The following is a 23,546-nucleotide window of genomic DNA, read 5'->3' as shown; positions in this document are numbered from 1 at the left end:
ACCACCACGCAGCCGCCTCGAACCGGCCGGTTGCCTAGGCCCGCCGCCGCCAGAGCAGCCGGATCAGGGTCCGGGCCACCGCGGCCAGGGCCGGGTCACGGGGGAGGTGCCTGGCCTCTGGGGCGGATTCCGGCATCGCGCGGTAGGCCAGGTGGACCACGAAACGGGTCAGGTCCGGGGCGGCCAGGGCGGCCAGTTCGGCGGCGCGGCCCTCCGGCAGGCTCAGGATCTGGGGCCGCTCCTCCAGGGCCTTGACCACCAGCGCGGCCGCGCGTTCGGGCGAGCTCGAGGGCAGGCCGCGGTAGCCGGAGGGGGCGATCATGGGGGTGCGGACCAGGGGCATGCGCACGGAGCTGAAGGTGATGCCGTCGGAGAGGGTCTCGCGGCCCGCGGTCAGGCCGAATTCCTCCAGCGCCGCTTTCGAGGCCAGATAGGCCGAAAACCTCGGGGTGTCGGTCTGCAGGCCCATCGTGGTCACGTTCACCACGTGCCCGAAGCCCCGCTCCGCCATCGACGGGAGCAGGCCCAGGGTGAGCCGCACCGGGCCGAAGTAGTTGACGGCCATCGTGCGCTCGTAGTCGTGGAAGCGCTCCGTCGAGAGCCGCACCGAGCGGCGGATGGAGCGGCCCGCGTTGTTCACCAGCATGTCGACGGCGCCGTGATCGGCCAGGACGGTCTTCACCAGCGCGTCCACGGCGTCGCCGTCGGTCAGGTCGCACGGGTACGCCACGGCTTGGCCGCCCGCGGCCGTGATCTCCGCGCGCACCTCTTCCAGCTCCTCCGCGCGGCGCGCGACGAGCACGACCTTCGCACCGCGACGCGCGACGGCGAGCGCCGAAGCGCGGCCGATGCCCGAAGACGCCCCGGTGATCAACACCACGCGTCCCTTGAGCCCGCGCGTACGGGCTCGGTCAGGGTCGAGATGCGCGCGCCAGTAGCGGTACAGCGGACCCGCGTAGTCGCGAAGCTCGGCGAGAGTCACGCCGCTGCCGTACAGCTGCGAAGTCGTGCGCGCGGTGTCGAACTCCACGGCCAGGCTCAGGTGCGGCAGAACTTCCAGCGGCACACCCAGCTCACGCAGCACAGCGGCCCGCGCGGCGCGTCCACCCGGAATCAGGTCGACGCCCGCGGCCAGGCGCGAGGCCACGGCGCGCAGCGCACCCGAAGGCAGCTTCGCCGTGATCTGCGGTCCGCCCGCCTCCCGCGCGAAAGCGTTGTAGACCTCGCCGAGCTTCTGCGGCCGTGGCGAAGCGAGGTGGTACGTGCTGCCCGAAGGCGCTTCGCGGTGCATCAGGTACTCCATCGCCTCGACGACGTAGTCCACCGGCACCAGGTTGGTCGCGCCCAGATCCGGCGCGGGCAACGGCAGCCGGCGCGGCAGCGCGGCCAGGCGTGAAATGGCGGGGAGGAAGTAGTACGGGCCGTCGATCTTGTCCATCTCACCGGTGCGGGAATCGCCGACGACGGCGCTGGGCCGGTAGACCCGGAACGGCACTTCGCGCTGCGCCCGCACCAGCTTCTCGGCCTCGAACTTCGTTGCGTGGTAAGGGGAGCCGAACGTCTGGCCGAGGTCGAAGTCGGCCTCGGTGAACCGCCCGGCGTGGTTGCCGGCCACGGCGATCGAGGACACGTGGTGCAGCAGCCCGGCCCGCGCGGCAGCGGCGAAGGCGAGCACGTTGCGGGTGCCGCCGACGTTCGCGGCGTGGTTGACCTCGTCGCCCGCGGTCAGGTCGTAGACCGCGCCCAGGTGCACCACGTGGTCGATCCCGCCGAACGCCGCCGGGTCCAGGCCCAGCGCCGGCTCGGTGAGGTCGCCCACCACGGGCGCCAGCTTCCCGGCACCCGCCCAGCCTCGCGCCAGCTCGGCCAGGCGGTCCCGGGAGGTGTTCCGGACCAGGGCGTGCACGGTGGTGGTGTCCGGCCGCCGCAGCAGCCGGGCGACCAGGCGCCGGCCCAGGAAGCCGGTCGCGCCCGTCACGAAGTAGGTCGTCATCGCCGCACCTTCTGCTCGGAGTGTGCGACGAACTGTACCTACTCACAAGTAGGAACGGTAGTTGTCACTCGGGGTGCTGGGCGACGACCACCACGGCGTCCCGCAGGGCGGCGCGCAGCCGGCCGACGTCCAGCGGCCCCAGCACCGCCGCCTCGCCCGGTGGGGCGACGAGCACGATCTTGTCGTCGCTGCTCACGAACACCGTCACGTCCCTCCGCCGTCCCGCCAGATCCCGACAGCCGACCGACCACTCGTCCCGTCCCGACACGGTCCTCGCCCTCCTCAGTGGTGCTTTCTGCGGGTGTGACCGGGGCCGCAGGCGCCGCTTACGCCCGTTCACCCGAATTGCCTACCGGCCGGTTTTCCTTTCCCCGGCCCGACCGCGCCCGGCGAGGTAGCCCGGTGGGATGTGCCGGGCGGGTATCGGGAGTAGCGTCCGGGCGGCAGGTCGTGGTCGGCGTGGGAGGTCTTGGTGTCGGAACCCCGGAAGATCGTCATCATCGGAGCGGGGCTGGCCGGTGCGTCGGCCGCCACCGCCCTGCGGGAGCGCGGCTACGGCGGTGACCTGCTGCTGATGGGCACCGACGCGCACCGGCCCTACGAGCTGCCGCCGCTGTCGAAGGGGGTGCTGCTCGGCAACAGCGACGAGCCGGACTGGGTCCACGACGAGGGTTACTACGACGAGCACGACATCCGGCTCGCCTCGGGGGTCACGGCGACGCGGCTGGAACCGGGCGCGCGGCTCGTGCTCGACGACGCGGGCGGCGAGCACCTGTACGACCGGCTCGTGCTGGCCACCGGCTCACGCCCGCGCCCGCTGCCCGTGCCGGGCGGGGAACTCCCGGGTCTGTACGCGCTGAGGACGCTGGACGATTCGCTGCGGCTTCGCTCGGCGTTCGCCGACGCGGAGCGGGTGGTGGTGGTCGGCGCGGGCTGGATCGGCACCGAGGCCGCGGCCGCCGCCCGGCACCACGGCGCGGAGGTCACCGTGGTCTCGCCGGGGCGGCTGCCGCTCGCGTCCGTGCTCGGTGACGAGGTCGCGGGCGTTTTCCGGGACCTGCACCAGGAAAACGGCGTGCACTGGCGGCTGGGAGAACGCGTCGCCGAGGTCACCGGCGACTCCGGCGGGGTCCGCGGGGTCCGCCTTTCCGGGGGCGACGAACTCGCCGCGGACGTCGTGCTGGTGGCCGTCGGCGCGGCTCCGCGCGTGGAACTGGCCCACGCGGCCGGTCTGGAGCTGTCCGACGACGGTGGCGTCTGCGTCGACGCGGGCCTGCGCACCTCCGCCCCGGACATCTACGCCATCGGCGACATCGCGGCGCACTTCCACCCGCGCTACGACCACCGCATCCGCGTCGAGCACTGGGCGACCGCGCGGGGGCACGGTGCGCACGTGGCCCCGAACCTGTTGGGGGAGAACGAGCCTTACCTGGCTCTGCCCTACTTCTTCACCGACCAGTACGACCTGGGCTGCGAGTACCGCGGCTCGGCCGACCTGGACCGCGACCGCCTGGTGGTGCGCGGCGACCTGGCGGCGCGGGACTTCACGGCCTTCTGGGTCACCCCGGGCGGCGAGGTCGGCGCGGCGATGAACGTCAACCAGTGGGACGACGGGGACGCCCTGCAAGCGCTGGTGGACGGCCACGCGGTGGTCACGGACGAGCAGCTTCGGTCCGGGAACCTGGCGGATCTCGGGTAGCGCTCGGGTTTTCCGTGCGCGTAGCTCGTCGGCGAGCTACGCGCACGACGCCGAGCCCGGCCGCGAAGCCGTCGGCCGGGCCAGGGCCGATCCTTCACCCGACCGGCGACACCCGCCCGTCCCGGCCGAGGTACTCCCGCAGGTTGAGCGGGTCGTAACCCAGCACCGAACGCCGTTCCACCACGCTCGACGCCACGCTCTCGCGGGCCGGGTCGGTCACGCCGATGGACCGGGCGGCCGTCGGCATCAACCGGTAGAAACCCTTGCGGGACTGGTACATCGCCCCCAGCGGGTCCGGTTTGACCTCCGGGTCGGTGGTCAAGGCCAGTCCGCACTCGCGGGCCCGGCCGGTCATCCAGCTCATCGGCACGTCGGACAGCCCGTGGGCCGTCCGGCCGCCCCCGCCGACGTCGGAGTGACAGCCGGCGAACCAGACCTGCTCCACCCGCTGCCCGCTCCCCGCGGCCGGGGGCAGCCAGATCGCGGGCACGAACGGTTTGCGGTGCTCGTCGATCGACAGGGCCTGGAACGCCGCGTCCACCTGCGAGCTGAGCGCCGTGTCGTGGAATTCGAAGCGGCGGTTGAACAAGTCGACCGGCCAGACCCCGCTGAGCGGGATGCCCAGCGAGCCCACCGTGTCCCACACGCCGATGAAGCGGATCCGCGGCTCGCGCGAATACGTGCGGCGAAACAGCGTCGCCTCCGTCTCGCGCGGGTGGCTTTCGTTGCGGCGGTCGCGGTACAGCGCGTACGCGCGCGGCACCAGGTCGGCGTGCTCCGGGCGCAACAACCCCGAGTTGCGGATCAGTCCGGCGACGCTGCGCACCGTGTAAGCGCCTCGGCTGAAGCCGACGAAGAAGATCTCGTCGCCTTCTTCGTACGTACGCACCAAGAAGCGGTACGCCTCGCAGACGTCGTTCGAGAGCCCGAGCCCGAACGCGCCGCCCAGCAGCTTCCAGCGGACCGTGCCGATCCCGGACTGGTAGTAGACCCGCTGGAGGACACCGTCTTCGCCGGCCGGGGCCACGGACAGCGCGAGCCGCGTGACGTTGCTCGGCGCCGCCACCTCCCCGTCGGCCAGGTCGGCCGTGTCCCACGTTCCGTCGCAGCAGATCACGATCCGCTTGGGCATCCGCACCTCACTCCCGGGAAAAGGTCCCGGCTATCAAGGCACGAACCGCCCGGTCATTTCAACGTTTTGGGCAAACCCGCGCCCGCGGGCCGGGTCAGGGTCAGGAACGCCAGCAGGGCCAGCACCCCGAAACCGGCCATGGTCACGGCCATCGGCAGCGCCGTGCCCGGCCCGCCGAGGCCGACCAGCGGCGTCGCCACCCCGCCGACCACGAACTGCAGCACCCCGAGCAGCGCCGACGCCGAACCGGCCGACCGCGCCTGCTCGGACAGCGCCAGCGAACTGGCGTTGGGCATTACCAGCCCGATGCTGGAGACGACCACCAGCAGCGGCACCAGCAGCCCGACCAGGCTCAGCCCGAGGGTCACCGCGAGCAGCACCCCGATCCCGCCGGCCGCCGCCACGGTCAGCCCCGCGGCCAGCAGCGTCCGCTCGGAGAACCGGCCGACCAGGCGCCCGTTGAGCTGCCCGGCGAGCACGATGCCGACCCCGTTGAGCCCGAAGGCCAGGCTGAACTGCTGCGGGCTCAGCCCGTACACCCCTTGCAGCGCGAACGAAGAGCCCGAGATGTATGCGAACAGCGCGGCGAACATCAGCCCGGCCGCCAGCGCGTAACCGAGGAACGACCGGTCCGCGAGCAGTCCGGCGTAGGTGCGCAGCACCGGCCCGAGCCGCGCGGGCGTGCGGTTCGCGACGGCCAGCGGCTCCGGCATCGCGATCGCGACCACCACGAGCAGCAGCAGGCCGAACGCGGTCAGCACCACGAACACCCCGCGCCAGGTGGTGAAGTTCAGCAGTTGCCCGCCGAGCACCGGCGCGATGATCGGGGCGAGGCCGTTGACCAGCATCAGCAGGGAGAAGAACCGAGTCATCGCCTTGCCGGAGAACAGGTCTCGCACGGTCGCGCGCGAGATCACCAGCCCGGCGGCGGCGCCCATCGCCTGCACCGCGCGGGCGATGATCAGCAGCGTGATGTCCGGGCTGACGGCGGCGGCCACCGAGCCCACCACGTACAGCCCCAGCCCGATCAGAAGCGGCACGCGCCGGCCGTACGCGTCCGACAGCGGCCCGGCCACCACCTGCCCGACTGCCAGCCCGACGATGAACGCGGTCAGCGTGAGCTGCACGGTCGAAGCGCTTGCGCCGAGGTCGGTGGCCAGCCGCGGCAGCGCGGGCAGGTACATGTCGATGGACAACGGCCCGAACGCCGACAGCCCGCCGAGGATCAACAGGAAGCGAAGGGTCCCCTCGCGCTTCGGCGTTCCTCGCTCGGCTCTCGTGCTGCGCGCGGTCTCGGCCGTAGTCATACGTGGTCCCCATCCCAAGTCGGCGGCGCTTGCCCCTCGGGCCAACCCGCGGGCCACCGTCCGCTATTCCGATTGTGGCCTGGAGCACGTCGAACGGACGTATCGCGGCAAGTGCCGGGAGGAGAGTGCACGGCGACGGGCTCGCGTTCACCATCGGCCGCGGCGACGACGTACAGACCGCTGCCATCCGCGCGCTCGCGCCGCGCCGGACTGCCGCCGTGGAAGTTCGCCGCGGCCATGACGCGGGAGGAGCTGGTCTCGCTCGTCGACTTCCGCTACCGGACCGAGCTGGAAGCACCGGACATCCTGCGCGCAGCCGAACTGCCGGTAGACAGCCTGCTGCGTAGCGCCCAGGTCCCGGCAGAGTGGTTCAAGGCGATCTGCGGCGGCATCACCCTGATGGCGCTGATCATCAGCCGCTACGCCGGCGGCGAATCGCCGACCGGAGCACTCGTGATCATCCGACCTTAAGTGTCGCGCGGGCTCTTCCTCTGCCGTCGGGGAGCCAGGCACGGGCTTCCGCGTTGCTCAGGAAACTGCGGCGGGATTCTCGTTGCCGGGAGCCTCGGCCCCGTTCGGCGCTAGCGTTCTGCGCAGCCACTGCTCGACCCCGGCTATATGCACCGTCGCCCAGGACCGCGCCAGCTCCGGTTCGCGCGCGGCGATGGCCTGGTAGATCGCGGTGTGCTGTTCGCGGATGCGTGCGACGGCGCCCTCCTCCGTCAGCCCGCGCCAGATCCGCGCCCGCGTGGTCGGTCCGGAGAGGCTGTCGAGCAGCGAGCACAGCACGGGGTTGCCGGAGCCGTCGGCGATCTTGCGGTGGAACCGGAGGTCGTTCGCGGCCAGGGCCTCCGCCGTCGGCGCGTCGGCCAGCTCGCCCAGCATCGCGCCCAGCTCGGCGAGGTCGTCCTCGCCCATGTGCAGCGCGGCCAGCGCGGTGGCCGCGGGTTCGAGGATCCGGCGCACCGCGAGGAAGTCGAGCACGGTGTCGTCACGGTGGAAGTCGACCACGAACGTCATCGCGTCCAGCAGCAGGTTCGGTTCCAGGCTGGTCACGTAGGTGCCGTCGCCCTGACGCACGTCGAGCACCCTGATCAGGCACAACGCCTTCACGGCCTCGCGCAGGGAGCTGCGCGAGAGCCCCAGCCGCTGGGCGAGCTCCGCCTCCTTGGGCAGCCGGTCGCCCGGCGCGAGCTCCCCCGAGATGATCATGTCCTTGATCTTGTCGATCGCGACATCGGTGACGGGCATCCCGACCGCCCTCCCTGCAGAGACCTCGGATGTTTCGGTGTGCTGAGCCCAGAGTGCCACGTGTCCGCACAGGAGGATCGATGACCCACGCCGCTGCCCCTCGCCGAGCCCCGGAAAGAGTGGCCCGGCACACCAGACTCAAACCGGGCCGGGATGCGCACCCGGCCGGCCCGCACCCCGCCGCTGCTCGACCCGAACGGCGCCCCTCGTCGGGGCTGCACCAGTTCTGGGAACCACCGTGAAGCTCCCCTCGCTGGGGCTCGGCTGTGTGTAGCCGGGCAATCTCTGCTACGCCACCACCGACGAGACCACCGCCGCCACCGTGGACCGCGGGCATCCGCTACTTCGACACCGCGCCGCACTACGGGCTCGGTCTTTCCGAACAGCGCCTCGGCGCGACGGGCATACGTCCTGTCCACCAAGGTCAGCCGGGCGCCGGAGCCAGTCGCATCCGTGTCCGGGCAGCGCGACGACCAGTGGTCCGAGCGGTCGGTGCGGGCATGAACCAGGCGCCGACACGGGCGGAGTTCGTGCGCCGGTCCGACCTCGACCACGTACTGGTGGTCGGCCGGTACGCGCTGCCGAACCAGCCGGCCCTCGACGAGCTGCCTCGACCACGGGGTCGGCGTGGTCTTCAACGGCGGCATCCTCACCACCCCGGAGCCGGGCGGGACCCTACGACTACGCGGCGCCCACGGAGCTGGTCGAAAAGGCGCCCCGGATCGCGGAGGTCTGCGCTCGCCACGGTGTCGAGCTGCCGCAGGTCGCGCCCGCCTCGCACCCCGCCGTGGTCTCGTTGGCGGTCGGCGCGCACGGTCCCGGGCAGGTCGCGCTCAACGTTCGGCAAGCGTCGAAGCCGGTCCCGGACCTACGGTGGGCCGACCTCGCCGAAGCCGGACTGCTGCGGCTCACCGGCCGCCCCGTCACCTCCGGAGGACCGCAGTGATCGACGCGCACCACCACCTCTGGGACCCCACCCGGCGCGACTACCCGTGGCTGGCGGGCGCGGAGCTCGCCCCGATCCGCCGGCCGTACACAGTGGACGATCTGCGCGCGGTGACGGACGGGGCGGGCGTGCACGCGACGGTGCTCGTTCAGACCGTGCCGGAGGCGGCGGAGACCGAGGAGCTCCTGCGGACCGCCCGGGCCGAGCCGGTGATCGCCGGCGTGGTCGGCTGGGTGGACCTGACCGCGCCGGACGTGGCCGACCGGCTCGCGCGCCTGACCGGGCTGGGCCCGCTGGCCGGCCTGCGCCACCAGGTGGAGGACGAGGCGGACCCGGACTGGCTGGTGCGCCCGGACGTGCTGCATGGGCTCGCCGTGGTCGCCGCCGCCGGGCTGGTCTACGACCTGCTGATCGCGCCCGCGCAACTGGCCGCCGCGGTGCGGGTGGCCGATCGGCTACCGGAGCTGAAACTGGTGCTGGACCACGCTGCGAAGCCGCCGATCGCCGCTGGCGGGTGGCAGCCGTGGGCCGAGGGGATCACCGCACTGGCCGCGCGGGAGAACGTGCACTGCAAGCTGTCCGGGCTGGTCACCGAGGCGGACTGGGCGCAGTGGCGGGTCGGGCACCTGCGCCGGTACGCCGACCACGTCTTCGGCGCCTTCGGCGCTCGCCGGGTGATGTTCGGTTCGGGCTGGCCGGTCTGCGAACTCGCGGCCGCCTACGAGGTGGTGCTCGACGCGGCGGTTTCGCTCACCGGTTCGTTGACGGACCCGGAGCGGCTGGAGGTCTTCGAGCACACGGCGGCCCGGGTCTACCGGATCGGCTGAGCCGGGCGTCGAGGCGAGGGACGTGGGCGGACGCCGTCAGAGGTCCTGGCCCTGGACCATCTCGCGCAGCTTGCTCAGCGCGCGGTGCTGGGTGACCCGGACGTTGCCGGGGGAGATGCCCAGGGTCTCGGCGGTCTCGGCGGCGCTGAGGCCGACGATGACGCGCAGGGTGAGGATTTCCTGCTGCAACGGGGCGAGCCGGGTGACCAGCTCGGCCAGGCGGGCGCCGAGGTCGAGGTTCAGCGCGTGGGACTCGGGCTCGTTGCCGGCCAGCGGGCGCTCGGGCAGCTCGGGCACGGGGTCCGAGCGGTCGCGGGCGACGGCGCGGTAGGCGTCGGCGACCTTGTTGGCCGCGATCGCGTGCACCAGGTAGAGGAACGAGCCGCCGCGGTCCTGGTAGTCGGGCAGGGCCTTGAGCACGGCCATGCAGACGTCCTGGGCCACGTCGTCGGCCGAGAGGTAGGACAGGTCGCGCCCGCCCATCCGCGCGCGGCAGTAGCGGGCGGCGGCGGGGCGGAGCACGTGCAGCAGGTCGTCGATCGCGCGCTGGTCACCGCTTCCCGCGGCGCGGACCATCGGGTCCAGTTCTTCCTTGGTGAGCCGCCCGTGGCCGCGGGGCAGGGCATCGGGCCTGGTGTGACCCGGTAGAACGGACTCCGCGGTGCGGGCCAGCTTCGACGGTGCGGTCATGCTCGTCTCCCCGACGACCCTCGGCCCCGGCGGCCGAAAGAGTCAACACTCCGTGATGTTGCGAATGCGGCTTACTCCGTTCGAGAGAGCAAGCCACGCCCGTTGCGACGCTCTGTAACCCTAGGCGGCGCCGGGGTCGACCGTCCAGATTTCAACTACGAATACCCCGTTAGCAGGAGTGGTCTTGATGGAAACGAGACCAGTCCTACGCGCGGTATGGGTGCCGCGCGGTGAAATGTGCCGATTCCGGAGGAGGTTCGTCACTCGGAGTTATGCGCTGGTAGCGCAACAGAGCGTGCTCAGGGCAGATGTGCAGAGGCGGGCTCGGGCCGGGCGAAGACCCACCAGCGCAGCGCGACGAACCGGATGAGGCCGCCGACGAAGCTCGCGGCCAGCAGCGCGCCGGTCTCCTCCCAGGCGGTCGGCCGGCTCACCAGCGAATCGACGACGGCCAGCACGATCGAGCCGTAACCGACGTAGAAGGCGAAAGTGAGCAGGTCCTGCAGGTGCCGCTTGCCGGCGTTGCTCTGACGACCGGCGAAGGTGACGCGGCGGTGGAACTCGGTGTTGCCGACCGTGGTCAGCGCGATCGCTGCCAGATTCGCCCACTGGGCGCCGAACTCCGGGCGCAGGGCCAGGAAGAGCGCAGCCTGGATCCCTGTGGTGATCCCGCCCGCCAGCAGGTACCACGCGGCGTGGCCGCCGAGTTCGTGGTGGCGGTCCCCGTCGAGTTCTGGGTGACGGTGCGGGGCGTCGGCTGCGAGATGGTGCCCGGGCGTCCACCGGGTGGTGGTCATACCGGAAACGCCACCTCCGCTTCACAAATTGGTGAACCTGCTGAACCCGATGAATACCTGTGATTCCGGCGACAGCCCCCGGTTTCGGCCTCCGTCACCCCGGGTAACTGGCCAGGAAGACGGAGATCTCGTCCCCGGAACAGCAGGAGGAAGCAGTGAGTGACCGCGACGCGGCCGAGCCGGAGTTGATGAGCCCCAGCGAGTCGCTCGACGAGGACGATCTGGGTATCGACCCGGTCGAGGCCGGGATCGACCCGCCCGAGCACTGGAGTGCCGCCGACCACTACGGCACCACCGCGGCGGAGGTTCGCGAAGGCGAGACGCACGAGCAGCGCCTGGCTGAGGAACAGCCCGACGTGCAGCCCATGCCTATCCCCGCCCGCCCCATCGCCGCCACACCGGCGGAGGATCTGGACGGCTCGATCGACGACGTGCCGGCTGATGTCGAAGACTTGGTGCCGGGCGACTTCTCACCCGCCCAGCACACCGATGCCGACCCGGGCGCTCAGCCCGACATCACGGGCGGCGACGTCGCCGAAGCGATTCGTGAGGTCCGCTGACCGACGTCGAAAGCCGTAGCTGCACTAGTGGCTCGATCCGGGCGGCTTTCTTGGCCGCACCGGATCACCACTCGTGCTGCGCCACCGAACGACCGCCCTTGGCGTGAGGTCCCACCGCGTCTGACCGCGACGGGTGGAAGGCCAAAACGCCAACCGTGACCGAAGCCGCTTCCGAAGCAATCACCGCGCTGACGGCAGAACGGGGCGCCGAAGAAAGCGGTCTGCGATTCGCTGTCGGTGGCCTCCTCACCCGAGGACGGTGATCGTGTAGTCGGCACCGATGGCGGAGCCAAGGTGTTCTTGGAGCCTCAAGCCACCGCACTGCCGGTCCACAAGGTGCTGGACGTGCAACAGGGCGCAACTTGCGACGTCGCCATCGCGGTACTGCCACAGGAGACTGCTTGGGGACCATCAGCCCAGCGGTTCGTGGCACCGGCGCCCGGAGTTTCGGCTCAGACTCATCCCATTGTCCCGTGCTGGAGTGCGGCAACTCGTCTTGAACTTCAGCTTCGCCGCGTGGTTGCCCGGCCTTGACTCAGCTCGTCTCCCCGTGCCGGCGTACGGCAGCTCGTCCCGAATTTCGGCCAGCCGTCCCGGCTTGGCTTCGCGGTTGCTCAACCCAGACTTAGCCTGGCGTCCTGGTATCGCCTCGGCAGCTTGTCCTAGACCTTAGCCAGCCGTCCCCGGCTTGGCCGCGCGGCAGCTCGGACCGGGGTTCGGCCTGGCGCCCTGGCATCGCCTCTGCAGCTTCGCCCTGGACCTTAGCCAGCTGCCCCAGCTTCGTCACACGGTTGCCCCGGTTCGGACTTCAGCCCGGCGTCCTGACATCGCCTCGGCAGCTCGTCCCAAGCCTCAGCCAACCGCCTTAACTTCGCCGCGCGGTTGCCTGCCTGGACTCAGCCCGTAGCCCTCGCATTGCCGCGCGGCAGCTCGTCCTGAACCTCAGCCAGCCGTTCCAGCTTTCATCATGCCGTTGTGCGGTCCGGGCTTCAGCTGGTCGTCTGGTTTTGCCGTGCGGCAGCTCGTTTTGGAGCTCAGCCAACCGACCCAACTTTGCCGCGCGGCAGCTAGGCCCAGACTAAGCCCGTCGTTCCGCCATGACCGGGTGGCGGCTCTATCGCGGCCTTCAGCAACTCGCCCAATCGCGGACCAGCACTGCGGCTCGGGCGCGTAACAGCTCTGCCGCGTGCGTACGGGCGTGGTCTAGCGATGGTGCGTGGTCGATCAGCGCGCTGCTGCCCACCACCCCCAGCCCGGTCAGCCGGGCGGAGTCCAGCCGGATGCGCCCGGCCAGCACCAGCAGCGGCACGGCCGCGCGGCGAGCCCGGTCCGCGATTCCCGCCGGAGCCTTACCGGCCAGGCTTTGCTCGTCCAGTGAGCCCTCGCCGGTGATCACCAGGTCCGCGCCGATCAGCGCGGTGTCCACTCCGGTCAGCCCGGCGATCAGGTCGAAGCCCGACTCCGCGGTCGCGCTCAGCCCCGCGATGGCGCCCGCCGCGATACCGCCGCCGGCGCCCGCTCCGGCGAGATTCGCGACCTCCGGCGTGCCCGCGTTCGCCAGCGCGATCGCCCAGCGTCCGAGCGCGGCGTCCAGCGCGGCGACCTCGTCCGTCCCGGCGCCCTTCTGGGGTCCGAACACCGCCGCGGCCCCGTCCGGGCCGAGCAGCGGGTTGGTCACATCCGTGGCGACGGCCACCGGCACCGAGCCCAGCCGCTCGCGGACCGGGCCCAATTCCACTTTCGCCACCCGGGAGAGCGTGCCGCCGCCGAGCCCGATGGGGGAGTCGAAGGCGTCCAGCACCCCCGCGCCGAGCGCCGCCAGCATGCCCGCACCGCCGTCGGTGCTCGCGGTGCCGCCGACAGTCAGCACGAGTCTGCGGGCGCCGTGCACCAGCGCGTCGGCCAGCAGCTCGCCGACGCCCCAGGTGTGCGCGCCGAGCGCGACTTCCGGCGACGGCGTCACGAATTCGATACCGCACGCGCGCGCCGACTCGACGTACGCCGTGCCGTCGAGCACCACGTACCGAGCGTCGACCGCTTCGTCCAGCGGCCCTCGCACGGACAGCCGCACGATCCGGCCGCCCGCGTTCTCCAGCACCTCGATCGTGCCCTCACCGCCGTCGGCGACCGGGCAGAGGACGACGTCGGCGTCCGGCAGCTCGTCCCGCACGCCCAGTGCGATGGCCTCGGCCGCCTCGACCGCGGTCAGACTGCCCTTGAACTTGTCCGGCGCGATGACGACCCGGGTCAAGGCCGTACCTCCGTCAGCGGTTGACCCCCGGTGAGCACCGAGGTCACGTTGCGCGCGGCCAGCACGGCCATCGCGGTCCTGGTCTCCACGGTCGCCGAGCCCAGGTGCGGGGTCAGCACCACGTCTTCCCGGCCGAGCAGCCGGGGCTCGATCTCGGGCTCGGCTTCGAACACGTCGAGCGCCGCGCCCGCGATCTCGCCCGCCTCCAGGGCGTCGGCCAGCGCGGACTCGTCGACGACCAGGCCCCGGGTGGTGTTCACCAGGTAAGCGCCGGGTTTCATGGTCTGTAATGCCCGGGCGTCGATGAGATGGCGCGTCTCCGGGGTCAGCGGGCAGTGCAGCGAGACGAAGTCCGACTGCCGCAGCAGCTCCTCGAACGGCAGGAACTCGCCTTCGAGACCCGGTTTTGCCGACCGTCCGGAGTAGACGGTCCGGAGTCCGAACGCCGCCGCCCGCCGGGCCACGGCGCGGCCGATCTGCCCGGGCCCGACGATGCCGAGCGTCTTCCCCTGCAGCCCCGAGCCGAGCAGGAAACCGAGGTGGAACGACCACGGCGTGCGCGCGCGGATCAGCCGCTCGCCCTCGCCCAGCCGCCGGGTGACAGCCAGCAGCAGCCCGAACGCCAGGTCCGCCGTCGCATCGGTGAGCACCCCTGGGGTGTTGGTGACGGTGACGCCGCGGGCAGCCAGGACGGCCACGTCGACGTTGTCGTAGCCCACCGCGACATTCGCGACGACCTTCAGCCCTGGCCCCCCGGCTTCGGCCAGAGATCCGTCGACCCGGTCGTGCAGCATCGAAACCACGGCGGATGCGCCCGCGACGTGGTCCCGCAGCTCTTCGGGCATCAGCGGCCGGTCGGCGTCGGACAGCTTCACCTCGCCCGCCTGCGCGAGCACCTCCAGTGCTTCGTCCGGGATCCAGCGGGTGACGGCAATGGTCGGGCGCATGGGTGCAGCCTAGTGCCGGACCTTGGGCGAGACCCGGGTCGCAACCGCACCAGCCGGCTCGCGTAACCACTACCGGTTCACCTGAACTCGCTGATGATTGCCGTGGCCGCCCCCGTTGGCCCCGTGAGTCCGACTTCGTCTGCACGGCCCTTGCTCCTTCCTGGTCTTCACCCGGACGAACGCTCGTCCCGGGGTGCTGCTCGTGCTATGTTCTCATCAAGAACGAATGTGCGCAATGCGAACATTCGACGACGAGACTGAGACCGAGACTCAAGATGAGGGGAAGCCGATGGCCAGGGTGCTGTCACTCGGCGAGGCAGTCGCCGAGCTGGTGCACGACGGGGACACTGTCGCGCTCGAGGGCTTCACGCACCTCATCCCGGTCGCGGCCGGGCACGAGATCATCCGGCAGGGCCGCACCGGGCTGACCCTCGTGCGGATGACCCCGGACATCGTCTACGACCAGCTGATCGGGGCCGGCTGTGCGAGCAAGCTGATCTTCTCCTGGGGCGGCAATCCCGGCATCGGCTCGCTGCACCGCTTCCGCGACGCCGTGCAGCACTCCTGGCCGGTGCCGCTGGAGATCGAGGAGCACAGTCACGCGGGCATGGCCAACCGCTACGTCGCGGGTGCGTCCGGGCTGCCGTTCGCCGTGCTGCGCGGGTACACCGGCACCGACCTGCCGGCCCAGACCGACACGATCAAGCCGATCACCTGCCCGTTCACCGGCGAGCGGCTGGCCGCCGTGCCGGCGCTGAACCCGGACGTCTCGATCGTCCACGCGCAGCGGGCCGACCGGGCCGGCAACGTGCAGCTGTGGGGGATCGCGGGTGTGCAGAAGGAGGCGGTGCTGGCGGCGAAGCGCTCGCTGGTTACCGTCGAGGAGATCGTGGAGGAATTGGAGCCCCGGCCGGGGGCGGTGGTGCTGCCCACCTGGGCCGTCACCGCGGTCGCCGAGGTTCCGGGCGGGGCCAAGCCCTCGTACGCCGCGGGCTACTACGAGCGCGACAACGCCGCGTACCAGACCTGGGACGAGATCGGCCGCGACCGTGAGGCGTTCACGAAATGGCTGGGCGGGCTGAGGGGGATGAAGGCGTGAGGAAGTACACCGCCGACGAGATGATGAGCGTCGCCGCCGCGCGAGCGCTCGGCGAGGGCATGTCGTGCTTCGTGGGCATCGGCCTACCCAGCACCGCGGCCAACCTCGCGCGCCGCACGCACGCGCCGGACCTGACGCTGATCTACGAATCGGGCTGCCTCGGCGCCAAACCGTCCCGGCTGCCGCTGTCGATCGGTGACGGCGAGCTGGCCGACACGGCGGACGCGGTGGTGAGCGTGCCCGAAGTGTTCAACTACTGGCTGCAACCGGGACGGATCGACGTCGGCTTCCTCGGCGCCGCGCAACTGGACAAGTTCGGCAACATCAACACCACGGTGATCGGCTCCGACTACCACGATCCGAAAGTCCGACTGCCCGGTGCGGGCGGAGCGCCGGAGATCGCGGCCTCTTGCCGCGAGGTGTTCGTGGTGCTGCGGCAGAACCCGCGCGCATTCGTGGAAAAGGTCGACTTCGTGACCTCCTTCGGCCACGGCAGCGGCCGGGGCGACCGCGAGCGGCTCGGCCTGCGCGGTGCGGGCCCCACCCTCGTCGTCACCGATCTGGGCCTGCTCCGGCCCGATCCGGAGACCGCCGAGCTGATCCTCACCGAACTGCACCCGGGGGTGCGGCTCGAACAGGCCGTCTCCTCGACCGGGTGGACACTGAAGGTGGGTGCGGACTTGAAGACCACCCCCGCACCCACCGAACGAGAACTGACCCTGCTCCGCGAACTGAAGAAGGCCGGCGAATGAGCGACGCATACGTACTCGACGCGATCCGCACCCCCTTCGGGCGCTACGGCGGCGCCCTGTCCGGGGTGCGTCCCGACGACCTCGCCGCGGGGGTGCTGCGCGCGCTGGGCGAGCGCAACGGGCTTGATCCGTCCACTGTGGATGAAGTGGTGCTCGGCGACGCCAACGGCGCCGGGGAGGACAACCGCAACGTGGCCCGGATGGCTGCCCTGCTCGCAGGCTGGCCGACCTCGGTGCCCGGGTCCACGGTGAACCGGCTGTGCGGCTCCGGGGTCGAGGCGACCGTGCAGGCGAGCCGGGCGATCCAAGTCGGTGACGCTTCGCTGGTGGTCGCGGGCGGGGTGGAGTCGATGAGCCGCTCGCCGCTGGTGATGCCCAAGCCGGATAAGGCGTTCCCGGCCGGCAATCAGACGCTGTACAACACCGCGCTCGGCTGGCGGATGGTCAACCCGGCGATGCCCTCGCAGTGGACCGTCTCGCTCGGTGAGTCCACCGAGCTGCTCGCCGAGCGTTACGGCATCAGCCGCGAGGAGCAGGACGCCTTCGCCGCGCGCAGCCACGAGAACGCGGCCCGCGCGTGGGACGAGGGCTTCTACGGGGATCACGTGGTGCCGGTGGCCGGGGTCGAGCTGACCCGGGACGAGGGCATCCGGCCGGACTCCACCGTGGCCAAGCTGGCCAAGCTGAAGACGGTGTTCCGCAAGGAGAACGGCACGGTCACGGCGGGCAACGCGTCGCCGCTGAACGACGGCGCTTCGGCGCTGCTGCTCGGTGACGAGGCCGCGGCCGGGCTGCTCGGCCGGGAGCCGCTGGCACGAATCGCCGGGCGCGGTGCCGCCGGCGTCGATCCGGACGTGTTCGGCATCGGCCCGGTCCGGGCGGCAGAGATCGCCTTGGCCCGAGCCGGTATCGACTGGGGCGACCTCGCCGCGGTGGAGCTGAACGAGGCGTTCGCCGCGCAGTCGCTGGCCTGCCTGAAGGAGTGGTCGAAGCTCGACCCGGAGATCGTGAACGTCAACGGCGGGGCCATCGCCATCGGTCACCCGCTCGGTGCGTCGGGCGGCCGGATCATCGGCACGCTCGCGCACCAGCTCCGCCGCACCGGCGGCCGCTGGGGGCTGGCCGCGATCTGCATCGGCGTGGGCCAGGGCCTCGCCCTCGTGCTCGAACGCCCGTAGCGATCCAGTCGAAGCAGGTGGATGCGGGCTACAGCCGATCTGCTCATAGAAGTGCTTTTGCGCCATCGGATCAGTACTGGAACGACCCAAGAAGCCGACCGGGGAGGGGAAACGTGGCCACACCGACCGGGCTCCGCCTGCCGCGCTACCGGCAGGATCCCGAGGGCACGCACGCGTCGACGGACTTCGCGGACTACCGCTCCACCCGGCTGCGGCACCCGGCGCAGCCGTTGGTTCTGCTGCCGCAGATGCTCACCGAGGTGACCGGCCCGCTGCTCGGTCCCGGCCGGCTCGGCGAGCACGACAACGACCTGACCCGCGGTCACCCCGGGGAGCCGCAGGGCCAGCGGATCATCGTCACCGGCCGGCTGCTCGACGGTGACGGCCGGCCGATCCGTGATTCGCTGGTCGAGACCTGGCAGGCGAACGCGGGCGGGCGGTACCGGCACACCGGCGACCGCTGGCCGTCACCGCTGGACCCGAACTTCGACGGGCTCGGCCGCACCCTGACCGACGCCGGCGGCCGGTACGAGTTCACCACGATCAAGCCGGGCGCGTACCCATGGAAGAACCACGACAACGCATGGCGGCCCGCGCACATCCACTTCTCGGTGTTCGGCACCGCGTTCACGCAGCGGCTGGTCACCCAGATGTACTTCCCGGACGACCCGCTGTTCGACCAGGACCCGATCTTCACCTCGATCCCGGACGAGCAGGCCCGGCAGCGGATGATCGCACGCTTCGACCTCGAGCGCACCGAGGAGCAGTGGACCCTGGCCTTCCGGTTCGACATCGTGGTCCGCGGGCGGGAGCAGTCGGTGTTCGAGGACGAGGAGGCGGAACAGTGAGGAGCCGGTGGGGGACCACGCCCTCGCAGACGGTCGGGCCGTATCTGTCGCTCGCGCTGCCGTGGGAGGACGGCCCGTGGGTCGTGCCGGAGGGCACGGAGGGCGCGGTGTGGATCCGCGGCACCGTGCTCGACGGCCAGGGTGAACCGGTGCCGGACGCGCTGATTGAGACCTGGCAGGCCGATCCCGAGGGCCGGTTCGACCATCCGGACGATCCACGCGGGCGGGCCGGGTCCGGGTTCCGCGGGTTCGGCCGCTGCCCGACCGACGAGCGCGGCGAATACCGGATCTGCACGCTGCTGCCGGGAATCTTGCCGTCCGCGGACGGTGACCAGGCCCGGCACCTCGATGTCTCGGTGTTCGCCCGCGGCCTGCTGAACCGGCTGGTCACCCGGATCTACTTCGAGGACCAGGACAATTCGGGCGACCCGGTACTGGCGAGCGTGCCGCAGGAGCGGCGGCCCACATTGGTGGCGGCCCGGACCGGCGACGGCTACCGGTTCGACGTGCGGCTGCAGGGTGCGGGCGAGACGGTCTTCTTCGCGCTGTGAGTGTCCATGCTGTGAGTGTCCACGTTATGAATGTCCACAGTGGAGGTGGTGAAGTGTCCGCGGTTCGGGTGCACCGGGTGGTCGAAGGCTCCGTCGACGGTCCGGCGGTGGTGTTCGCCAACTCCATCGGCAGCGACCACCGGATGTGGGAGCCGCAGGTGGCTCCGCTCGTGGCGCATGGGTTCCGGGTGATCCGCTACGACACCCGCGGCCACGGTGCTTCACCGGTGCCGCCGGGCCCGTACGAGCTGGAAGACCTGGGCGCCGATCTGCTGGCGTTGCTGGACGAACTCGGTGTAGAGCGTGCGCACCTGGCTGGGCTTTCGCTGGGCGGAATGACCGGCCTGTGGGCGGGTGTCCACGCGCCGGAGCGGATCGCGAGCCTGACGTTGTGCTGCACCTCGGCGAAGCTGGGGCCAGCGAAGGTGTGGGTGGAGCGGGCGGCGAAGGTGCGCGCCGAGGGCACCGGCTCGGTCGCCGAGGCAGGCGTCGGGCGGTGGCTGACAATCGCGTATGCGCAGGCGCACCCGGACGTCGTAGCCTTTCTGCGTGACATGATCGCGGCCACGCCGCGCGAGGGCTACGCGGCCTGTTGCGGGGTCATCGAACGAATGGACCTGCTGGGCGAGCTGTCCAAGATCGGCGCGCCCACGCTGGTCATCTCGGGGGCCGAAGACCCGGCGACCCCGGCGGAGCCGCACGGGAGGCTCATCGCCGAAGGCGTGCCGGGCGCGCGGTTCGAGGTGGTCGCCTCGGCGGCCCACCTGGGCAGCTACGAGCAGCCGGCGGAATTCACCCGGCTGATCCTGGAACACCTCACGGAGGGCGAATGACCGGAGAGCGGTACGAGGCAGGCGCGCAGGTGCGGCGTGAGGTGCTGGGTGACGAACACGTCGACCGGGCATCCGCGCGCACCACGGAGTTCAGCCGCCCGTTCCAGGAGTACCTCACCGAGGCGGCGTGGGGCTCGGTCTGGACCCGCGAGGGGCTGGACCGGCGCACGCGCAGCTGCATCACCCTGGCGGCGCTGACCGCGTTGCACTGTCACGACGAACTGGCCCTGCACGTCCGGGCGGCCGTCCGCAACGGGCTGACCGCGGACGAGATCGGCGAGGTGCTGCTGCACACGGCCGTGTACGCGGGGGTGCCGGCGGCGAACACGGCCATCGCGATCGCCCAGCGCACGCTGGCCGAACTGGGCGAGCCGAAGGCCCAGCCCCCGGCCGGCGGATAGGGTTCCGGGCATGGAAGAGGGCGAACCGGCCGGTCGCGGAGCACACCACGTGCAGTCGCTGGAGCGCGGCCTGGCGGTGATCAGGGCGTTCAGCGCGGAGGCGCCGCACCTCACGCTCAGCGAGGTCGCGCGGCTCACCGGTCTGACTCGGGCGGCCGCGCGGCGGTTCCTGCTGACCCTGGTCGACCTCCGTTACGTCCGCACGGACGGCAAGTACTTCACGCTCACCGCGCGGGTGCTCGACCTGGGGTACGCGTACCTGTCGAGCATGTCGCTGTCGGAGGTGGCGCAGCCGCACCTGGAGCGGCTGTCGGCGGAGGTGCGGGAGTCCAGTTCGGTGTCGGTGCTGGAGGTCCCGGACATCGTGTACGTCGCGCGGGTCGCGGTTTCGCGGATCATGACGGTGAGCATCAACGTGGGCACGCGCTTCCCGGCGTACGCCACGTCGATGGGGCACGTGCTGCTCGCGGACATGAGCCCGACGGAGCTGGAGGCCTACTTCGTCGTCGCGAACCTGGACCGCCTCACCGATCACACCTTCACCGACCGAGAGCTGCTGAAGGCCGAGCTGGCCCGCGTCGCCGACCAGGGCTGGGCCATGGTCGACCAGGAACTGGAGGAGGGTCTCCGCTCGGTCGCCGCCCCCATCCACGCCGGTGACGGCCGGGTCGTCGCCGCGGTGAACCTGTCCACCCACGCCAGCCGCACCACCGCGGCGATCATCCAGTCCGAGCTGGTCCCGCCCCTGCGCGCCACCGCCGCGGCCATCTCTAACGACCTGTCCGCCGCCGGCCCGACCCGAGCCGCCCGTGGCTGACCGCCCCGCCGAGACCGGCCCGCCGTCGACCAGACCCCCCAGCCCAGAGCTGGCGGTGATGAGGTCGGCCAGTGCCGGGCCTCGGCCAGCCGATTCGCCGGGGGTGGCGCCGAATAGTGGTGAGTTGGCTGCGAATGACTCGGCGGTTATGCGGGGCGAGCGGCGAGTGGGCGGGACCGGGCTCATGTTGGCTGGTACGCCGGATGGTGGTGAGTTAGCGGTTACTGGGGTCGTCTCGCGAGTGGGTGGGGCCGGGGCCGGGGTTGGCAAGTGCGCCCGGGGTGGCGCCGGAGCTGCCGAGTCTGGTGCGGGCGAGTCGGTGATAGCCGGGGCCGAGCCGGGGGGTGCTGGAGCTGAGTCTCCGGTTGCTGGGGCTGAGCCGCGTGCTGGTAAGGCTGGGACGGGGGGCGCCGGGATCGGGCTCCGGGGGGATGGAACCAGGCCGCGCGTGGCCGGGATTGTGCTGGCGGCGGGGGCTGGGCGGCGGTTCGGCGGGCCCAAGGCACTCGCCGAGTTAGACGGTGAGCCGTTGATCCGCCGGGCGGTGCGCGCGCTGGTCGAGGCGGGGTGCGAGCCGGTGCTGGTGGTCGTGGGTGCGGCGGCGGAGGAGGTTCGGGCGTTGCTGCCCGACCCAACCATCGCTGTGTACGCCGATGGTTGGGAAGGGGGGATGGGTGCCTCGCTGCGGGCCGGTCTCGCCGCACTCACCGCGCTCACCGAACCGACCACGCCGATGCGATCGACTGCGTTGGCCGAACCGACTGCGCTAAAAGCGCCGGATGGACCAACCGCGCTGGCCGAACTGACTGCGCTCATCGAACCGACCGCGCCGGACGGGCTAACCGCGCTGACCGAACCGACCGCGCCGATCGAACCGACCGCGCTGACTGAACCGGCCGCGCCGAACGGGCCGATCGAACCGACCGCGCTGACTGAACCGGCCGCGCCGAACGGGCCGATCGAACCGACCGCGCTGACTGAACCGGCCGCGCCGAACGGGCCGATCGAACCGACCGCGCTGACTGAACCGGCCGCGCCGAACGGGCCGATCGAACCGACCGCGCTGACTGAACCGGCCGCGCCGAACGGGCCGATCGAACCGACCGCGCTGACTGAACCGGCCGCGCCGAACGGGCCGATCGAACCGACCGCGCTGACTGAACCGGCCGCGCCGAACGGGCCGATCGAACCGACCGCGCTGACTGAACCGGCCGCGCCGAACGGGCCGAACCGGCTGATCGAACCGACCGCGTTCACCGAATCAAGCGCGCCGACCGAAGTGACCGCGCCAGCCATGCGTGCCGAGTACGACGGGCCTGAAGCTGCTCTGGTGCACCTGGTTGATCTGCCGTGGGTAGGGGCTGAGGTGATCGCCCGGGTTGCCGGCTATGCGAGCGGGGAGGTTGTCGCGCGGGCGGCCTTCGGCGGGGTGCCCGGTCATCCGGTGCTGTTCGGCCGTCGGTGGTGGCCGGAGGTTGCCGGGGCGGCTCGCGGTGACCGTGGGGCGCGGGATTGGCTGGCCAACCGGACCGATCTTCGCCTGATCGAATGCGGTGACCTGGGCAGCGGGCGGGATGTCGACCGTCGGGCGGACTTGCCCGGTTAGGTGCTGGCGGCGAGCCGACCACGAGGCGGGTTGTTAGCGGGGCGTTCTACCGTCGGCACTGTGACGGCGTGTCCAGAAGACCTCGGCGTGGCGCTGGATGTGGCCGGTTGTCTCGCCGACGAGGGGCTGGCGGACGGCTGGGTTCCTGGCGATGCGGTTGCACTGGCCGTTGTTCTGCGAAGGCGAGTCGGGCACGGGTAAGACGTCGCTGGCGCTCGCGTTGGCCTACGGGCTCGGCCTGCCGCTGGTGCGCCTGCAATGTCACGCAGGCGCTGTACGAGTGGGACTATCCGCGCCGGTTGCTGCGCCTGCGCGCGCTGGAGGTGACCGAAGGGGGACGGCTCGATGCCGCGACGGCCGAGCGTTCGCTCTACACCGAGCGGTTCCTGCTGGCCCGGCTTCTGCTGCGGGCGCTGACTGGCCCGTGCGTGCTGCTGATCGACGAGATGGGCCGGGCCGACGACGTGCTCGAGACCTCTGCTTCGGCTTCTCGACGAGTACATCGTCACGATCCCGGAGTATGGCGAGATTCAAGCGGAGGTGCCGCCGCTGGTCGTGCTGGCCTCCAATCGCACCCGCGAGATGAACGTCGCTGCCTCTACCCCTGGCTGGAGCACCCGGACCTGTCCCGCGAGGTGCGGATCCTGCGCCGCTGGGTGCCTGGGGTCGGCGCGGCCATGGCCCGGCAGGTCGCCGAGGCAGGCGCTGGCTCCGGGCCATGGACCTGCTGGAGCCGCCCGGGACGGCGGAAGCGCTGGACTGGGCGAGCGCCTTGCTCGCGCTGGGCCGGGACGAACTGGACGTGGCGGCGGCCTGCACTCTCGGCGCCGTGCTCAAGTACAGCGAAACCTCGACCGGGTCCGGGCCAAGTCGGACGCTCCCTTCGTCTGACGGGGGTGCAAAAAACTGTTGTCCGCCAAGGGTTTCCGGAGACGTCGTTAATTGCGTTGACCCACGTGGGGCCGGGCGGTCATGCTGGTCCGGTCGTTGTGAAAGATTCGCTCGAGAGGAGGAAGACCGTGCTCGCTCGGTTCGGCGCCCGCGAACGCGCGGTCTTCCTG

Annotated in this window: 22 protein-coding genes and 3 pseudogenes; 16 read left to right on the top strand and 9 right to left on the bottom strand. The window is 71.3% G+C overall.

Annotated features, from left to right (window positions below):
* Window positions 1-34: 34 nt before the first annotated feature.
* Together NYF13_RS32280 and NYF13_RS32275 are read right to left on the bottom strand one after the other, a co-directional pair.
* Window positions 35-1,993, bottom strand: a complete 1,959-nt coding sequence (locus NYF13_RS32280; RefSeq protein ID WP_315661712.1) for an SDR family oxidoreductase — start codon at window positions 1,991-1,993, stop codon at window positions 35-37.
* Window positions 1,994-2,057: 64 nt separating this feature from the next.
* Window positions 2,058-2,261, bottom strand: coding sequence for a hypothetical protein (locus NYF13_RS32275; RefSeq protein WP_091623393.1), 204 nt, complete (start codon window positions 2,259-2,261; stop codon window positions 2,058-2,060).
* Between the two features lie 204 nt (window positions 2,262-2,465).
* Between NYF13_RS32275 and NYF13_RS32270 the strand changes: the two genes are divergently transcribed.
* The gene (locus NYF13_RS32270; RefSeq protein ID WP_315661711.1) at window positions 2,466-3,692 is read left to right on the top strand and encodes an FAD-dependent oxidoreductase; all 1,227 of its coding nucleotides are present in this window, start codon (window positions 2,466-2,468) and stop codon (window positions 3,690-3,692) included.
* A 94-nt stretch (window positions 3,693-3,786) separates the two neighbouring features.
* Here NYF13_RS32270 and NYF13_RS32265 read toward each other — a convergent pair whose 3' ends face one another.
* Together NYF13_RS32265 and NYF13_RS32260 are read right to left on the bottom strand one after the other, a co-directional pair.
* Entirely contained in the window at window positions 3,787-4,824 is a 1,038-nt protein-coding gene (locus NYF13_RS32265; protein ID WP_315661710.1) for a DUF2235 domain-containing protein, read from the bottom strand.
* A 53-nt stretch (window positions 4,825-4,877) separates the two neighbouring features.
* Complete coding sequence (locus NYF13_RS32260; protein ID WP_315661709.1) at window positions 4,878-6,131, bottom strand: multidrug effflux MFS transporter; 1,254 nt, start codon at window positions 6,129-6,131, stop codon at window positions 4,878-4,880.
* A gap of 131 nt (window positions 6,132-6,262) precedes the next feature.
* On the opposite strand from NYF13_RS32260, the pseudogene NYF13_RS32255 reads away from it, so the two are divergent.
* Window positions 6,263-6,452: pseudogene (locus NYF13_RS32255) on the top strand (fuconate dehydratase); the annotation flags it as partial.
* A gap of 207 nt (window positions 6,453-6,659) precedes the next feature.
* On the opposite strand, the gene NYF13_RS32250 reads toward NYF13_RS32255, so the two are convergent.
* Window positions 6,660-7,382: a FadR/GntR family transcriptional regulator gene (locus NYF13_RS32250; protein ID WP_315661708.1), complete on the bottom strand. Its 723-nt coding sequence runs from the start codon at window positions 7,380-7,382 to the stop codon at window positions 6,660-6,662.
* 787 nt (window positions 7,383-8,169) lie between these two features.
* On the opposite strand from NYF13_RS32250, the gene NYF13_RS32245 reads away from it, so the two are divergent.
* Together NYF13_RS32245 and NYF13_RS32240 are read left to right on the top strand one after the other, a co-directional pair.
* On the top strand, window positions 8,170-8,328 hold the full coding sequence (locus NYF13_RS32245; RefSeq protein WP_315661707.1) for a hypothetical protein: 159 nt from the start codon (window positions 8,170-8,172) through the stop codon (window positions 8,326-8,328).
* Window positions 8,325-9,155 (top strand): amidohydrolase family protein, encoded by an 831-nt coding sequence (locus NYF13_RS32240; RefSeq protein ID WP_315661706.1) that lies wholly within the window; start codon window positions 8,325-8,327, stop codon window positions 9,153-9,155. The genes NYF13_RS32245 and NYF13_RS32240 overlap by 4 nt, the downstream gene beginning before the upstream one ends.
* Window positions 9,156-9,191: 36 nt before the next feature.
* Here NYF13_RS32240 and shbA read toward each other — a convergent pair whose 3' ends face one another.
* A complete protein-coding gene (gene shbA, locus NYF13_RS32235; RefSeq protein ID WP_315661705.1) occupies window positions 9,192-9,845 on the bottom strand; it encodes an RNA polymerase sigma factor ShbA in 654 nt (217 codons plus the stop codon).
* Between the two features lie 299 nt (window positions 9,846-10,144).
* Complete coding sequence (locus tag NYF13_RS32230) at window positions 10,145-10,642, bottom strand: GtrA family protein (protein WP_315661704.1); 498 nt, start codon at window positions 10,640-10,642, stop codon at window positions 10,145-10,147.
* Window positions 10,643-10,797: 155 nt separating this feature from the next.
* On the opposite strand from NYF13_RS32230, the gene NYF13_RS32225 reads away from it, so the two are divergent.
* On the top strand, window positions 10,798-11,202 hold the full coding sequence (locus NYF13_RS32225) for a hypothetical protein (RefSeq protein ID WP_315661703.1): 405 nt from the start codon (window positions 10,798-10,800) through the stop codon (window positions 11,200-11,202).
* 1,126 nt (window positions 11,203-12,328) lie between these two features.
* Here NYF13_RS32225 and NYF13_RS32215 read toward each other — a convergent pair.
* Both NYF13_RS32215 and NYF13_RS32210 read right to left on the bottom strand, forming a co-directional pair.
* Window positions 12,329-13,453, bottom strand: a complete 1,125-nt coding sequence (locus NYF13_RS32215) for a glycerate kinase (RefSeq protein WP_315661702.1) — start codon at window positions 13,451-13,453, stop codon at window positions 12,329-12,331.
* A complete protein-coding gene (locus NYF13_RS32210) occupies window positions 13,450-14,400 on the bottom strand; it encodes a D-glycerate dehydrogenase (protein ID WP_315661701.1) in 951 nt (316 codons plus the stop codon). The genes NYF13_RS32215 and NYF13_RS32210 overlap by 4 nt, the downstream gene beginning before the upstream one ends.
* Window positions 14,401-14,689: 289 nt before the next feature.
* Between NYF13_RS32210 and NYF13_RS32205 the strand changes: the two genes are divergently transcribed.
* The 11 genes and pseudogenes from NYF13_RS32205 to NYF13_RS32155 all read left to right on the top strand — a co-directional run bounded on the left by NYF13_RS32205 (window position 14,690) and on the right by NYF13_RS32155 (window position 23,376).
* The gene (locus NYF13_RS32205) at window positions 14,690-15,499 is read left to right on the top strand and encodes a CoA transferase subunit A (protein ID WP_315661700.1); all 810 of its coding nucleotides are present in this window, start codon (window positions 14,690-14,692) and stop codon (window positions 15,497-15,499) included.
* Window positions 15,496-16,251 (top strand): CoA-transferase subunit beta, encoded by a 756-nt coding sequence (locus tag NYF13_RS32200; protein ID WP_315661699.1) that lies wholly within the window; start codon window positions 15,496-15,498, stop codon window positions 16,249-16,251. Before NYF13_RS32205 ends, NYF13_RS32200 begins: the two co-directional genes overlap by 4 nt.
* Window positions 16,248-17,429, top strand: coding sequence for a thiolase family protein (locus tag NYF13_RS32195; protein ID WP_315661698.1), 1,182 nt, complete (start codon window positions 16,248-16,250; stop codon window positions 17,427-17,429). The genes NYF13_RS32200 and NYF13_RS32195 overlap by 4 nt, the downstream gene beginning before the upstream one ends.
* A gap of 113 nt (window positions 17,430-17,542) precedes the next feature.
* Entirely contained in the window at window positions 17,543-18,277 is a 735-nt protein-coding gene (gene pcaH / locus NYF13_RS32190; protein ID WP_315661697.1) for a protocatechuate 3,4-dioxygenase subunit beta, read from the top strand.
* Window positions 18,274-18,828, top strand: coding sequence for a protocatechuate 3,4-dioxygenase subunit alpha (gene pcaG / locus NYF13_RS32185; RefSeq protein ID WP_315661696.1), 555 nt, complete (start codon window positions 18,274-18,276; stop codon window positions 18,826-18,828). The genes pcaH and pcaG overlap by 4 nt, the downstream gene beginning before the upstream one ends.
* A gap of 26 nt (window positions 18,829-18,854) precedes the next feature.
* The gene (gene pcaD, locus NYF13_RS32180; RefSeq protein WP_315661695.1) at window positions 18,855-19,661 is read left to right on the top strand and encodes a 3-oxoadipate enol-lactonase; all 807 of its coding nucleotides are present in this window, start codon (window positions 18,855-18,857) and stop codon (window positions 19,659-19,661) included.
* Window positions 19,658-20,062 (top strand): 4-carboxymuconolactone decarboxylase, encoded by a 405-nt coding sequence (gene pcaC, locus NYF13_RS32175; RefSeq protein ID WP_315661694.1) that lies wholly within the window; start codon window positions 19,658-19,660, stop codon window positions 20,060-20,062. The genes pcaD and pcaC overlap by 4 nt, the downstream gene beginning before the upstream one ends.
* A gap of 10 nt (window positions 20,063-20,072) precedes the next feature.
* Window positions 20,073-20,879 (top strand): IclR family transcriptional regulator C-terminal domain-containing protein, encoded by an 807-nt coding sequence (locus NYF13_RS32170; protein WP_315661693.1) that lies wholly within the window; start codon window positions 20,073-20,075, stop codon window positions 20,877-20,879.
* A 58-nt stretch (window positions 20,880-20,937) separates the two neighbouring features.
* Window positions 20,938-21,573, top strand: a pseudogene (locus NYF13_RS36850) (NTP transferase domain-containing protein); the annotation flags it as partial.
* Between the two features lie 369 nt (window positions 21,574-21,942).
* Window positions 21,943-22,485, top strand: a complete 543-nt coding sequence (locus NYF13_RS36845) for an NTP transferase domain-containing protein (protein ID WP_396287810.1) — start codon at window positions 21,943-21,945, stop codon at window positions 22,483-22,485.
* Window positions 22,486-22,545: 60 nt separating this feature from the next.
* Window positions 22,546-23,376 (top strand): annotated as a pseudogene (locus NYF13_RS32155) (AAA family ATPase).
* The last annotated feature ends 170 nt before the right edge of the window (window positions 23,377-23,546 follow it).

It is taken from the genome of Amycolatopsis sp. PS_44_ISF1, from assembly GCF_032335455.1.
GTDB lineage: Bacteria > Actinomycetota > Actinomycetes > Mycobacteriales > Pseudonocardiaceae > Amycolatopsis.
The sequence above is the reverse complement of the archived record's forward strand: the minus strand, read 5'-3'. Positions and strand labels throughout refer to the sequence as shown.